Raw genomic sequence first — 13,824 nt, 5'->3', positions numbered from 1 at the left:
GGTCTGACCGGTATTGAGTGATCGCTAATAGGGGCTCGGCCAGGAACTCGTTCCAGGGCCGTCCGTAACGTGGATGCCGGGACTCAATACCAGGAGCTGACCGCCGAAATCTCAACGGACGGAGCAGTCATGATCGAGAACTACGACAACGTCGACGTGTTCGTCGGCATCGACGTCGGCAAAGGCGAACACCACGCCGTCGCCCTCAACCGAGCCGGTAAAAGTCTCTACGACAAACCGCTCCCTAACGATGAAGCCAAAATGCGTGACGTCCTGCAGCACCTCAAACACCATGGCAACGTGCTCGTCGTCGTGGACCAGCCAGCCACCATCGGAGCACTCCCGATCGCGGTCGCTCAAGCCGAAGGGGTGCTCGTCGGCTACCTGCCGGGATTAGCGATGCGTCGCATCGCAGACCTCCACCCCGGCGAAGCAAAAACCGATGCCCGAGACGCCGCAATCATTGCGCAAGCCGCCAGAACTCTGCCCCACGCGCTGCGATCCATCCAGGTCGCTGACGAATCCGTTGCTGAGCTCTCGATGCTGTGCGGGTTTGATGATGACGTCCTCGGGCAGATCACTGCGACGAGTAACCGGGTACGGGGGCTCCTCACTCAGATCCATCCCGCACTCGAACGCGTGATCGGCCCACACCTGGACCATCCTGCGGTCCTTGATCTATTGCAGCGCTACCCATCGCCCGCAGTGATGCAGCAGGCCGGCCCTCAACGGTTAGCTACACGCCTCAGAAGGCTTGCTCCGCGTATGGGACATCGTCTTGCGTCCGAGATCATGGACGCGCTGGCTGCTCAAACGGTCGTGGTGGTTGGCACGAATGCCGCAGCTGTCGTCCTTCCGCGCCTCGCGGAACAACTCGCAGCGCTGCGGCGGCAACGGGCTGAGATAGCGGTCCTGGTTGAAGAGATCGTTGAGGCGCACCCTCTTTCGATCGTCCTGATGAGCATGCCGGGAGTCGGCGTTAGGACGGCCGCCAGGCTCCTCACCGAAGTGGCGGGCAAACACTTCGAGTCCGCTGGCCACTTGGCTTCCTACGCCGGTCTAGCTCCCGTGACCCGAAGATCCGGGTCATCGATCCGCGGCGAACATTCGTCTAGGCGCGGAAACCGGGTGTTGAAACGAGCCCTGTTCCTCTCGGCCTTCGCCGCGCTCAGAGATCCCGTCTCACGCGCCTATTACGACCGGAAGATCGCGCAGGGCAAACGGCACAACCAGGCTCTCATCGCCCTGGCCAGACGACGCTGTGATGTCCTCTTCGCGATGCTCCGAGACGGGTCGCTATATCAAGCTGATCATGCGCTTGCGGCTTGACAAAAGTAATAGGGGCAACCCCCCCGGCGTGACCGTGACGGTCTCCGTGAGCCCTGCGTAGTAGGCGGGCCTGCGGGCTTTGATCACGAGCCCCGCGATAATGCCTCCGACAAACAGGATTGGCGTGGGCAGCAAGAGCAGTTGATTGATGGGTCCCTCGAGACCGGTCACCACTTCGAAGTTTGTGGCGATCAGGAAGAATCCCACGATCAACCCGATGGCCCCGAGAATGGGCGCGACGGTGACCCGCCACACACTGTATCCCCGGCGGTCCTTAAGGAAGTACCACACGACCGCGATCGCGGTAATGGCCTGGGCAAACACGAGCCCCTGCACACCCGTCGCATAGGTCCACAGGGCGAGCCCGAGGAACGGGTCGGCCTGCAGCACGATTGCGACAAGCACGCCAAGGGCTGAGAAGGCACTCAGCGTGAGACTTGCCGCGGCGGGCGACTGGCTACGCTTGCTGGTGCGTCCCAGCGCACGCGGCAGGAGCCCCTCTCGCCCGAGCGAGAACAGGTAGCGCGTGCAGGCGTTGTGGAAGGACAGCACACAGGCGAAGAAGCTGGTGACGATCAGAATCTTCATCACAAACGCGGCCCCGGCTCCCGCCAGGTCACCCGTACCCTCAATCACCATGGTTTCGAAGGCATCACTGCGTGCCAGCTCAACCACGCCTTCAACCCCGAAGGCCACCGTCAAAATCCAGAACGTGAACGCGTAGAAGACGCCCAAAAACGCAATCGAGATGATGGTCGCCCGCGGCACCGTACGATCGGGGTTCTTCGCCTCCTCCGCATAGATTGCCGTGCTTTCGAACCCGAGGTACGCACCAAACCCCATCACGAAGAGTGCACCCGCGCCGCTCGCAAAGAACACATTCTGCGGGTCGAAGGAGGCGAGACTCCATGGCTCGGGCCCACCGTCCGCGATCGCGGCAACGGCGAACACGAGCAAGATCCCAACCTCGAGGGTGAGCAGGATTGCCAGCACTTTGGCCCCAACGTCGATCTTTCGGTACCCCAGAAAGGCCACGATGGCGACGGCGAGCAACGACCAGACGCCCCACGGCAGGTCGAGCCCAAAGAGTTCGGCGAACGTGAACTGCGCGAAGAACCCGATGAATCCGAAGAACGAGACAACAAGCGAGATGTATGCAAACACCGTCACCGTGGAAACCCCGATGCCAAAGGGTTTGCCGAGACCGCGTGACACGTAGGCATAGAACGCCCCCGCGTTCCGCACGCTCTTGGACATCGCAGTAAACCCGAGGGCGAAGAAAATCAGCACGATGGCACAGAATAGGATCGCGCCGGGGGCCCAACCCCTCCCATGCGAAACGAGGTGATCGCGCCGCTCAGAATCACGGTGAGCGGCGCGGCCGCCGAGATCACAAAGAACACGATGTCCCAGGTGCCAAGGCGCCCCTTCGCGAGGGTCGTCGTACCATCTGGGACGGCGTTCCCTCGGTCTGACATTCCGGGCGATGAGCGTGTTGCATTCATACTGGACTCCTTTGTTGCGGGCCGTAATTTTACTGAACAAGCGTCAACGTCTTCCACCACGAGGTTGAGCGTGAGTAATATAACCATAGACGAAAGGATTAAACAATGTTCAATGTTGAGCACACCAAGGCCGAGGCCCCCAAGACTGACCCCCGCACCGAGGCTGGCGACCGCACGCGAGCACGCGAGCTCGGTATTGGGTTCGACGGCGAGCCCGGCACGCTGAATGCGATCACCGATGTGCCTGGTCTCGAAGTGGGCCTCGTGACGCTGATCGGTGACGCCCCGGGCGCCCCAGGCTCCGCGAGAACCGGCGTGACCGCCATTCTGCCGCGCGGCAAGCATCTTGCCGGCTCCGCATGCGCGGCAGGAGTCGCGGTGCTCAACGGCAACGGCGAGCTGACGGGCCGCAGCTGGATCGAGGAGTCGGGGCAGCTCCAGGCGCCGATCGCCATCACGAATTCACACGCGGTGGGGGCGGTGCATTCTGGAGTGGACCGCTGGATGGCAGAGCACCACCCCGCCACCGCTGCGGCGTGGATGCTGCCGGTCGTGGGTGAAACCTGGGACGGCTACCTCAATGCCATCAACGCGCCGACGGTGACCCCCGCGCACGCGATTGAGGCGCTCAACCGAGCATCCTCGGGCCCCGTCGATGAGGGCAGTGTCGGTGGCGGCACCGGCATGAACTGCTACGGATTCAAGGGCGGTACGGGCACCGCGTCGCGGGTGGTGCGTTCTGGCGACCGCTCGTGGACCGTCGGGGTGTTGTTGCAGGCGAACTTTGGCTCACGGAAAGAACTTCGCGTCTCAGGGCACGCCCTCGGCAGGCAGTCCCAGGCCCCCAACCCCATGGAGACGAGCGGCTGGTTCGAACGCGAGGCCGGCGCGGGTGCGCAGGCCGTGGGCGGCGCGGGCAGCGTGATTGTGGTCGTCGCCACCGACGCCCCACTACTCCCGGCCCAGTGCGACGCGCTCGCACGCCGCGTGCCGCTGGGGCTCGCGCGCACAGGCACCACCGGCAGCCATTTCTCGGGCGACATCTTTCTCGCGTTCTCCACCGCCAACGAGGGAGCCCTCGGCTCCCAGATGGCGGGAGACGAGATCCGGATCGAGTCACTCGATCACGTCGCTTGGGGCTCGATCGACCCATTCTTTGAGGCCGTGGTTGAGGCCACCGAGGAGGCCGTCATGAACGCGCTCGTCGCGGCCCGCAACATGACGGGCCGCGACGGCCACATCAGCTACGCGCTCCCCCACGCAGAAGTGCGCGCCGCGTTTGGCGGCGCGCACTGAAGGGGCGCTAGCTGATCCGGTGCTCGTGGACCTCGGTGGAGAACGCAGCGTCGCCGACCTCGAGGAAGAGGTGCCCCTCGGTGCGCGACACCGACAGCGTGTTACGCCGTCCGACCGCCGCAGCGACCTGTTCCACAAATCCGGGGTCGAAGGAGCGCACCACGATGTCTGCGGACTGATGAATGGTCTTCCCCGCCCACGACGCCAGCAGCTTCGCCGGGTCACGGTGCGTATACACCGCGACCCGGTCGGCAAGCTTGCTGCCAAAATGCAGCCGGGCTGCATCGGGTGCACCGATCTCGATCCAGGCGGTGATGTGACCGGTGAGATCGCGCACCAGCACGGCGGGCTCGTCGGTCGACGAGACGCCCCCGGCCGCAAAGCCGATGCCTTCCTCGTACTCGAGGCAGTAGGCCAACAACCGGGTCACCATATAGGTGTCGGTCTCTGAGGGGTGGCGGGCGACCCGCAGCGAGAAGTCCTCGTACACCCCACGATCCACGTCTGCCAGTTGTACATCGAAGGTGTGGATCGTTGCGCCTATTGCCATGTGTTCAGCCTAGTGGTCGACGGTTTCGTGTTCCCGCTGCGCAGCGATCAAGGCCGCGCGCTCAGGCTCCCGTTCGGGGTGCATGAGCCCCGCGACGAACACGAGAACGAGCGCGCCACCCCAGATGAGTGAGGCGGTGAGGCCGCCCACCAGCACGGGCAGGTTCCACACCGAGATTGCGAGCACGGCGAGCAATCCGAGACCGCCGAGCACGCTCGCGATGACCACCGCGAGAGGCGCTGCCTCGTGAGCTGCGCGACCGCGCCGCCCGTACGCGAGCACCGCAACGCTCGTGAGGGCCATCATGAAGATCACACCCACCGCACCGGCACCCGAGTACCAGGTGTAGATCTGCGTCACGGGATCCAGCTGCCCCAGCGCCGATACGACAACCACGGCGGACGTGACGATGCTCACCCACAGCGATGCCTGTGAGGGCGCGCGGTGCTTCGTGTGCACCGCCGCGAGCGCGCCGGGCAGCACGCCGCGCTGGCCGAGCGTGAAGAGGTACCGGGTGACAATGTTGTGGAACGACAGCATGCACGCAAACATGCTGGTTACGACGAGCACCTGCACGATGTCTGCCACGATGGGCGCCACGACCGCTCCCGCGAGCTGAATCACGATGCTGTCGGGGGCCTCGTTCGAGAGCGCAACAGCTTCATCCGCCCCCAGCCCCGAGATCACGAGCCACGATGACACGAAGTACAGGGCGCCGATCGTGATCACGGCAATGTACGTGGCGCGCGGCACCGTGCGATCCGGATCCTTGGCCTCATTGCGGAACACGGCCGTGGCCTCGAACCCAAAGAACCCCAGAAACGCGAAGAGCAGCCCGAGACCCGGTGCGCCCACGAGCGCCTCGGCCGGGTTGAGCGGTGCAGTCGAGAGGCTGCCGCCGTTGAACAGCACGCCCAGATCGATCGCGAGCACCGCCACGACCTCCAGCACGAGCACCGCACCCAGTACCTTGGCCGAGAGCTCGATGTCGCGGTAGCCGAGCAGCCCGACGATGAGCAGCATGATGGCCGAGATGAGCCACCAGGGGGGTGTGAAGCCGAGCCACAGCTGGATCAAGTTACCGGTCTGCACGCCGAGGTAGCAGGTCATCGAGACCGTGAGCAGCACGTAGCTGAACAGCGCGACGGCGGCCGTGCCGTGGCCCGCGCGGCGGCCCAGCCCCCGCTGCACGTACGAGTAGAAGGCTCCCGCATCGGGGACGCGGGGCGTCATCCAGGTGTAGCCGACTGCGAACAGCAGCAGGATTGCGGTCGTGGCGAGCACCATGGTCGGCACACCGATCGAGCCCGAGATGCTGATGATGATGGGAAAGTTGGCGGCGACGACGGTGATCGGCGCGGCCGCCGCAACCACCATAAACACGATGCCGGGCACGCCAAGCGTGCGGTTGAGCGTGGGTTTCACGTGGGTCTCCTGTTGCGAGGCTTGTCTCTGAATGATTCGAGGCATGCCAGAGCCTGCAAGCGCGCGGTGGCGCGGCGAGTGTGCTCGTGACTCAACAGCGAAGAAGGGGTGGCAACGCTGCGCTTCTTCATCGAAATGCTGGTTAGGCACCGCCAGCTTACCGCGCCAGCGGCGGTATCGAGGACCGCCGCTGGCTAGTCCTTTGCAGCGCGCTCGGCCACCCGCACGTCGAGCGGAAAGTCGACGGGGCTTTGGCCAAACAACAGCCGTCCCGCAGCGGCGGCCGATTCGGTCACGGCTGCCGTCACTTGCTCGGCCAACGCGATTGGGGTGTGGACGATGATCTCGTCGTGCAGAAAGAAGGCGAGGTGTGGGCGTCGCGCGAAGGCCGGGCCCGACGCGCGCGCGGGCGTCGCTCCGACATCCCCTGCCTCGTCCCAGACGATCTCGTTGAGTCGCAGCCGCAGATCGGCGAGCCACGCGAGCGCCCACTCGGCGGCGGTGCCCTGCACGATAAAGTTGCGCGTGAACCTCCCGAAGTCGCGCGCCACCCGTTTGGCCTCACGCTCGTCGCGCGCGGAAGCTCCGGGCAGGGTCGCCCGAGCCTGCAGCTCAAGCCACTCGTCCCCGGGCAGCGGCGACGACCTGCCAAGCCAGGTCGTCACGATGCCGCCGCGCTCCCCCGTCTCGGCAGCCTGGTCCACGAGCCGCATCGCGTCGGGAAATCCACGTCGCAGTCGCGGCACGAGCCGCCCGCTGTCACCCGTGGTGGCGCCGTACATCGCGCCCAGCACGGCAATCTTGGCGTCTTGACGCGTCGCGACCACTCCGCTGTCCACGACCCCGGCGTACAGGTCGGTTCCCGCTCCTGCGGCAGCCATCGCGCGGTCGCCGGACATGGCTGCGAGGACGCGCGGCTCGAGCTGCGCGACATCGGCCGATACGAAGGTCCAGCCGGGGTCGGCGCGCAGCGCGGGCCGCAGCAGCCGGGGCAGCTGGAGCGCGCCGCCGCCGCTGGACGCCCAACGGCCGGTCACCACGCCGCCAGGAACATACACGGGGTGATACCTGCCGTCGCGCACCCACTCGTCGATCCAGTTCCATCCGTTGGCGGTGAGCAGCCGGGACAGCTTCTTGTAGTGCAGCAGCGGCGGGATCACCGGGTGCTCGACCTCGGCGATCTCCCACTGAGAGGTGGACTGCACGTCGAGGCCCGCGTCGCGCATCGCACGCAGCAACTTGGGCGGTGAATCGACGCTCACGCGAGGGTTGCCCAGCGCACGCGCAATCTCCTCGGCGAGCCGCGCCATGATCTCGGGCCGGGCTCCCGTGGCGGGCCTCGGACCGAGCGCGTCGGTTAGGATCCGGTCGTGCTCGGTCGCGTCCCAGGGCACGCCGGCCTCTCGGAGCTCCGCTGCGATGAGCGCGCCCGCCGACTCCGCCGCGACCAATAGTGCGAGCTGGCCCGGGGCTGACGCGAGGGCCGCACGCTGCCGCGCGAACTCCGCGAGCGTTTCCTCGATACCGCCCGGCACGGCGGTCAATCGGGGTGCATCGAGCTCAAAGAGCGTCGTCTGCTGGGGCTCCGGATCCGGATCCTCGTGCCCGACGGCCCAGGCGGCCGCGGCCCGCAACGGGCCGGGATCCGGCACGAGAGCCGAGCGCGCGAGGATCGCGTGCGCGAGCCGCAGATCGTGGCAGCGGGTGACCCGCACGCCGAACTTCAGCAGGCCCGGCAGCCATTTCGCGGTGTCGTTCCAGACCCAGCGGGGCGCCTGGGCCGCCTCGGTCGCGCGCACGAAGTCGACGAGTTCGGCCGGAGCCAGTTCGGTGCGCTCGCCCAAATCGCCGAGCTCATTGAGCCCAAACGCAGTGATGCGCCCGTCGGCATTTCTGCCGAGGGCGCACCAACGCATCGTCACCTGGGGTGTCGAGGTTCTACTGTGTGTTGGGTGACCGGAGACCGGTTACCAGCGGGGCTTACGCTTGCCATCGGCGCTGTTGCCGCCGAAGTCGTTGCCACCGTCGCGGTTACCACCGTAGCCACCACGGCCACCGCGGTCGCCGCCGCCGTCACGGTTGCCACCGTAACCGCCGCGCGAACCGCCACGGTCGCCGCCGTAGCCACCACGGTCGCCGCCGCCGTCACGGTTGCCACCGTAACCACCGCGCGAACCGCCACGGTCGCCGCCGTAGCCACCACGGTCGCCGCCGCGATCATTACGGTCGCCGTAGCCACCGCGCGAGCCGCCACGGTCGCCACCGCGGTCGTAGCCGCCGCGTCCACCACGGTCGCCGCCGCGATCGCCGCCGCGATCGCCGCCGCTGTAACCGCCGCGCGATCCTCCGCCGCCACGGTCTTCCTTCAGCTCGATAGCCTTGCCACCGATACGCGTGTCCTGCAGCGCCGCGCGGGTCGCCTCAGACAGGTTGTTCGGGAGCTCGACGAGCGAGAAGTCGTCGCGCACCTGGATGCGGCCGAAGTCGTCGCGGGTGAGGCCACCCTCGTTGGCAATTGCGCCAATGATCTGGCCGGGCTGCACGCGATCGCGGCGGCCCACCTCGATGCGGTACATCTTGAGGTCGTCACGGCGCGGGCCACGCTCGGCGCGCTCGCGCACCGGGCGGTCGTTGCTGTCGTCGAGGAAGCTCGCGGCCTGCTTGCGGTCGCGATCAAACTTGCGATCGTCGTCAGCCGAGAGCAGCAGCGGCGTAGCGCCCTGTGCGACGACGGCGAGTGCAGCGGCCACGTCGATCTCGGGAACGTCGTGGTGCTCGACGTAGTGCTGGATAACCTCGCGGAAGCGATCGATGCGACCGGTGCGGCCGAGGGCCGCCGTGATCTCATCGTCGAAGCGTGACAGACGGGTCGCGTTGACCTCTTCGATGCCGGGCAGCGGCATCTGGGTCAGGGTCTGCTTCGTGGTCTTTTCGATCTGCTTCAGCAGGCGACGCTCGCGCGGCGTGACGAAGCTGATCGCGTCGCCCGTGCGGCCAGCGCGGCCGGTACGGCCGATGCGGTGCACGTACGACTCGACGTCGATCGGCAGGTCGTAGTTGATGACGTGGCTGATGCGCTCAACGTCGAGGCCACGGGCCGCGACGTCGGTGGCAACGAGGATGTCAAGCTTGCCATCCTTCAGTGCCTGCACGGTGCGCTCGCGCTGCGCCTGCTGGATGTCACCGTTGATCGCTGCGGCCGAGTAGCCACGAGCGCGCAGCTTCTCAGCAACCTGCTCCGAGTCACCGCGGGTACGCGTGAAGACGATGACGCCATCGAACTTCTCGACCTCGAGCACGCGGGTAAGCGCGTCGAGCTTCTGCGTGTAAGAGACAACGATGTAACGCTGCGTGATGGTCGAGCTCGTCTGGGTCTTCCCAGCGATCTTGATCTCCTGCGGATCCTTCAGGTACTGCTGCGAGATGCGGCGGATCTGAGCGGGCATCGTCGCAGAGAACAGTGCGACCTGCTTGTCGGCGGGAGTGTCAGCAAGGATCGTCTCGACGTCCTCAGCGAAGCCCATCTTGAGCATCTCGTCGGCCTCATCAAGCACGAGGTACTTGATCTGCGTGAGGTCGAGCGAACCACGCTTGAGGTGATCCATGATGCGGCCGGGGGTACCGACAACAACATCGACGCCTCGGCGCAGGGCCGACAGCTGCTGGCCGTAGGCCTGGCCACCGTAAACGGGCAGCAAGTTCACCTTGGGAAGGTGCACGGCGTAGCTCTCAAACGCCTCGCACACCTGGAGCGCGAGCTCACGGGTGGGGGCGAGAACGAGAGCCTGGGGCGCGCCAGCGCCCGGGATCATGCGTGAAAGGACCGGCAGCGCGAAGGCTGCGGTCTTGCCGGTGCCGGTCTGGGCGAGGCCGACGACGTCGCGCCCCTCGAGCAGAACGGGAATAGTAGCGGCCTGAATTGCCGACGGGGTTTCGTATCCCACGTCGGTTACGGCCTTAAGAACTTCAGCAGAGAGACCGAGATCGGCGAATGTGATGCGCTCGCCCTCGGATTCTGAAGAGACTGCGGATTCGCCTGATGTGGCGTTCTCGGAAGAGGTCATCATACTAGTCTACCCCGGGATAGCTCGAACACCTGACTAGATCGTGATAATTCACATTCGCGACACCCTTCACCGCCGCCACGCGGGCCGTAATCCGCGCCATCATGCGCATTCCCTGCACTAAAAATCAGGCCCCGTGCACGCTGAGCCAAACACAATCCACCCGACCGGCCATACGCTCAAACTCATAGCGTGGGCTGTGTTCTGCATCGCAGCAGTCCCGGTCGAGTACTTCGACCCTCACGCGGCAATGTTGCCAAATGAAAGGATCCCCCAATGAGTGAGTCAATCCCTCCTCAACAGTCAGGTCTGAGCAGGCGCACCCTTGGCGCACCAGCGATTACCCTCATGATCATCGCGGCCTCGGCGCCGCTGACGGTAGTCGCTGGTGGCGTCACCACCTCATTCGCGGTGACCGAGTCGTTGGGCGTGCCGCTCGGCTTCCTACTGATCGCCGCAATTCTGACCGTGTTTGCCGTCGGATACACGGCCATGAGCCGGTTCATCACGAACGCCGGTGCGTTTTATGCCTACGTCGCGCAGGGCCTCGGCCGTCCACTCGGCGTGGGAGCTTCGCTCATCGCTCTTGTGTCGTACAACGCAATGCAGGTCGGCATTTACGGTCTCTTCGGATTCCAGATGTCGATGTTCCTCGAGGCGAAGCTTGGCTTTGCTTCGCCCTGGTGGATCTGGGTGCTGCTGTGCATCGTGCTCGTCGGAGTGCTCGGCGTGAACCGCGTCGATCTCTCGGCGAAGGTGCTCGGCGCACTCGTCGCGCTCGAGTTCCTCGTCGTCATCATCTTTGACATCGTCTCGTTCTCGGTCGCCCCCGAGGGCATCACCACGACCACGCTGAACCCCACCGAACTCTTCGGCCCCGCGCTCGGCATCGTGCTCGTCTTTGGCGTCGCAGCGTTCATGGGATTCGAGGGCGCCGCTATCTACGGCGAGGAGGCCAAGGACCCGAAGCGCACCGTAGCCCGCGCCACCTACGCGGCCGTCGCGATCATCGGCTTGTTCTACGCATTCAGCGCGTGGGCGTTCTCGGTGGGCATCGGCCCGTCGAACATCATTGGGGCATCGCAGGAGTTTGGCCCCGACCTGATGTTCGTGTTTATGGGCGAGCACACGAGCGTGATCTTTGCAGACGTCATGACGCTGCTGTTCATTACCAGCCTGTTCGCGGCACTGCAGTCGTTCCACAACTCGGTCGCCCGGTACTTCTACTCGCTCGGTCGTGAAGGGGTGCTTCCCCGCGCCTTCGCTCGCACCTCGCGGGCGGGCGCTCCCTGGGCCGGTTCAGTCGCACAGACCGTCATCGCCTTCGTTGCGGTGATCGGCTTTGCTCTTGCGGGTGACGCGTTTGGTGGGGCGGCAGCGCTCGGCGACATGTCATTCCTGTACCCCGTGCTGACGATGTTTACGTGGCTCACCAACACGGGCGCCGCTGGCTTGGTGCTCCTCATGGCGGTCATCGCTGCCGCGGTAATTGGGTTCTTCCACAAGAACCAGCGCGGCCTCGGCGTGTGGACGCGCATCGTGGCTCCCGTGATCTCGGGGCTCGCGCTGCTGTGGGTGTTCATCATGATTCTGATGAACTTCCAGTTGATGCTCGACCAGGCAGAGCCCGATGCCACGACCTACATCTTGCCCGGTTTGATCTTTGCCGCGGGCATCGTGGGCATCGTGTGGGGGCTCGTGCTCAAGGCCACGAAGCCCACCATCTATCGCCAGATTGGGCACGGCACCGAGCCCGGCGCGTACGACACCGAGCTCGTGTCGGTGCCCGAGCAGTAACGACTCGATCCGGGATCCCAGACAGAGAGAGCCCGAAACGCATGGCCCCGGCGGCGGTGACGCGGTGAGATGGAATCACCCGCGGCACCGTCGCCGCTTTGTTTCGAAAGGGCCCCACCATGGCACTCCCCGGCGCACGTCCCGTCAAAGCCCCCCGCGGCACCGAAATCTCAGCGAAGAGTTGGCAGACCGAGGCACCGCTTCGCATGCTCATGAACAACCTCGACCCCGAGGTGGCCGAGCGCCCTGACGACCTCGTCGTCTACGGCGGCACCGGCCGCGCGGCCCGCAGCTGGGCGGCGTACGACGCGATCGTCGACACCCTGCGCGACCTCGAAGACGACGAGACGCTGCTCGTGCAGTCGGGCAAGCCCGTGGGCGTCTTCCGCACGAACGTGTGGGCACCCCGCGTGCTTATCGCCAACTCGAACCTCGTGGGTGACTGGGCCACGTGGCCCGAGTTTCGCAAGCTCGAGGCCGAGGGCCTCATCATGTACGGCCAGATGACGGCCGGCTCGTGGATCTACATCGGCACCCAGGGCATTCTGCAGGGCACGTTCGAGACCTTCGCGGCGATCGGCGTCAAGCGCTTCGGCGGCACCCTCGCCGGTACGATCACGCTCACCGGCGGCTGCGGCGGCATGGGCGGCGCGCAGCCGCTCGCCGTCACGCTCAACGACGGCGCCTGCCTCATCGTTGACGTCGACGAAAGCCGCCTGCAGCGCCGCGTCGGCAAGCGCTACCTTGACGAGGTCGTCACCGATCTCGATGAGGCGCTCGCGAAGGTGCAGCTGGCCAAGGACGAGAAGCGCGGCTGGTCCGTCGGGCTCGTCGGCAACGCCGCAGAGGTGTTCCCCGAGATCCTGCGCCGTCACCAGGCCGGCGAGATCACGATCGACATCGTCACCGACCAGACCAGCGCCCACGACCCGCTGTCGTATCTACCCATCGGCTACACGGTCGATGAGTGGCCGGATCGCGCAGCGGCCGATCCCGAGCAGTTCACCCGCGACGCACAGGCTGCGATGGCTGCGCACGTCAAGGCCATGGTCGAGTTCCAGGATGCCGGCGCAGAGACCTTTGACTACGGCAACTCGATCCGCGATGAGGCCCGCAAGGGCGGCTACGACCGCGCCTTCGAGTTTCCCGGCTTCGTCCCGGCCTACATCCGCCCGCTGTTTTGCGAGGGGCTCGGGCCGTTCCGCTGGGCCGCACTGTCGGGTGACCCCGAGGACATCCGCGTCACCGACGAGGCCATCCTCGAGCTGTTCCCCGAGAACGCGCACCTACACCGCTGGATCCGCGCCGCACAGGAGCGCGTCGAATTCGAGGGTCTGCCCGCCCGCATCTGCTGGCTTGGCTACGGCGAGCGCCAGCGCGCCGCGCTGCGCTTCAACGAGCTGGTCGCCGAGGGCAAGCTCTCGGCTCCGGTCGTGATTGGCCGCGACCACCTCGATTCCGGATCGGTCGCATCCCCGTACCGCGAGACCGAGGCGATGGCCGACGGCTCTGATGCGATCGCCGATTGGCCCCTGCTCAATGCCCTGACCGCAGCCTCATCGGGCGCGACCTGGGTGTCACTGCACCACGGTGGTGGCGTCGGCATCGGCCGCTCAATCCACTCGGGCCAGGTCTCGGTGGCAGACGGCACCCCGCTCGCGGCAGAGAAGCTCGAGCGTCTGCTCACGAACGACCCCGGCATGGGCGTCATTCGCCACGTCGACGCCGGCTACCAGCGCGCGGTCGATGTGGCCGCGGAGCGCGGCGTGCGTGTGCCGATGGAGCCCACCATTCGTCACGACTAGGCTGCTGCCCGCTGCACCTCTCACCCGTCATTCTGCGCGAGCTTGCGAGTCGC

The 13,824-nt window shown here is 65.9% G+C and carries 10 protein-coding genes; 4 read left to right on the top strand and 6 right to left on the bottom strand.

Translation table 11 applies throughout. The features are described from left to right. Nucleotides 1–129: 129 nt before the first annotated feature. A complete protein-coding gene (locus C795_RS0109435) occupies nucleotides 130–1,329 on the top strand; it encodes an IS110 family RNA-guided transposase (RefSeq protein ID WP_026139509.1) in 1,200 nt (399 codons plus the stop codon). On the opposite strand, the gene C795_RS16310 is transcribed toward C795_RS0109435, so the two are convergent. Both C795_RS16310 and C795_RS17570 read right to left on the bottom strand, forming a co-directional pair. Beyond that, entirely contained in the window at nucleotides 1,297–2,619 is a 1,323-nt protein-coding gene (locus C795_RS16310; protein ID WP_232225469.1) for an APC family permease, read from the bottom strand. The two genes, C795_RS0109435 and C795_RS16310, sit on opposite strands and share 33 nt — an antisense overlap. Continuing rightward, nucleotides 2,613–2,834 carry a hypothetical protein gene (locus C795_RS17570; RefSeq protein ID WP_232225468.1) on the bottom strand — a complete coding sequence of 74 codons (222 nt, stop codon included), beginning with the start codon at nucleotides 2,832–2,834 and terminating at the stop codon, nucleotides 2,613–2,615. Before C795_RS17570 ends, C795_RS16310 begins: the two co-directional genes overlap by 7 nt. Before the next feature lie 105 nt (nucleotides 2,835–2,939). On the opposite strand from C795_RS17570, the gene C795_RS0109425 reads away from it, so the two are divergent. Beyond that, nucleotides 2,940–4,130 carry a DmpA family aminopeptidase gene (locus tag C795_RS0109425; protein ID WP_017793508.1) on the top strand — a complete coding sequence of 397 codons (1,191 nt, stop codon included), beginning with the start codon at nucleotides 2,940–2,942 and terminating at the stop codon, nucleotides 4,128–4,130. Between the two features lie 7 nt (nucleotides 4,131–4,137). On the opposite strand, the gene C795_RS0109420 is transcribed toward C795_RS0109425, so the two are convergent. The 4 genes from C795_RS0109420 to C795_RS0109405 all read right to left on the bottom strand — a co-directional run bounded on the left by C795_RS0109420 (nucleotide 4,138) and on the right by C795_RS0109405 (nucleotide 10,169). Then, the gene (locus C795_RS0109420; RefSeq protein ID WP_017793507.1) at nucleotides 4,138–4,680 is read right to left on the bottom strand and encodes a YaeQ family protein; all 543 of its coding nucleotides are present in this window, start codon (nucleotides 4,678–4,680) and stop codon (nucleotides 4,138–4,140) included. Nucleotides 4,681–4,689: 9 nt separating this feature from the next. Beyond that, nucleotides 4,690–6,105 (bottom strand): APC family permease, encoded by a 1,416-nt coding sequence (locus C795_RS0109415; protein WP_017793506.1) that lies wholly within the window; start codon nucleotides 6,103–6,105, stop codon nucleotides 4,690–4,692. Between the two features lie 194 nt (nucleotides 6,106–6,299). Next, a complete protein-coding gene (locus tag C795_RS0109410) occupies nucleotides 6,300–8,021 on the bottom strand; it encodes a bifunctional 3'-5' exonuclease/DNA polymerase (protein WP_017793505.1) in 1,722 nt (573 codons plus the stop codon). A 51-nt stretch (nucleotides 8,022–8,072) separates the two neighbouring features. Further along, nucleotides 8,073–10,169 (bottom strand): DEAD/DEAH box helicase, encoded by a 2,097-nt coding sequence (locus C795_RS0109405; protein WP_157487059.1) that lies wholly within the window; start codon nucleotides 10,167–10,169, stop codon nucleotides 8,073–8,075. Between the two features lie 276 nt (nucleotides 10,170–10,445). On the opposite strand from C795_RS0109405, the gene C795_RS0109400 reads away from it, so the two are divergent. Then, entirely contained in the window at nucleotides 10,446–11,966 is a 1,521-nt protein-coding gene (locus C795_RS0109400) for an APC family permease (protein WP_026139576.1), read from the top strand. A gap of 119 nt (nucleotides 11,967–12,085) precedes the next feature. Then, complete coding sequence (hutU, locus tag C795_RS0109395; protein WP_017793502.1) at nucleotides 12,086–13,771, top strand: urocanate hydratase; 1,686 nt, start codon at nucleotides 12,086–12,088, stop codon at nucleotides 13,769–13,771. The last annotated feature ends 53 nt before the right edge of the window (nucleotides 13,772–13,824 follow it).

The organism is Leucobacter salsicius M1-8, assembly GCF_000350525.1.
Classification (GTDB): domain Bacteria; phylum Actinomycetota; class Actinomycetes; order Actinomycetales; family Microbacteriaceae; genus Leucobacter; species Leucobacter salsicius.
The sequence above is the reverse complement of the archived record's forward strand: the minus strand, read 5'-3'. Positions and strand labels throughout refer to the sequence as shown.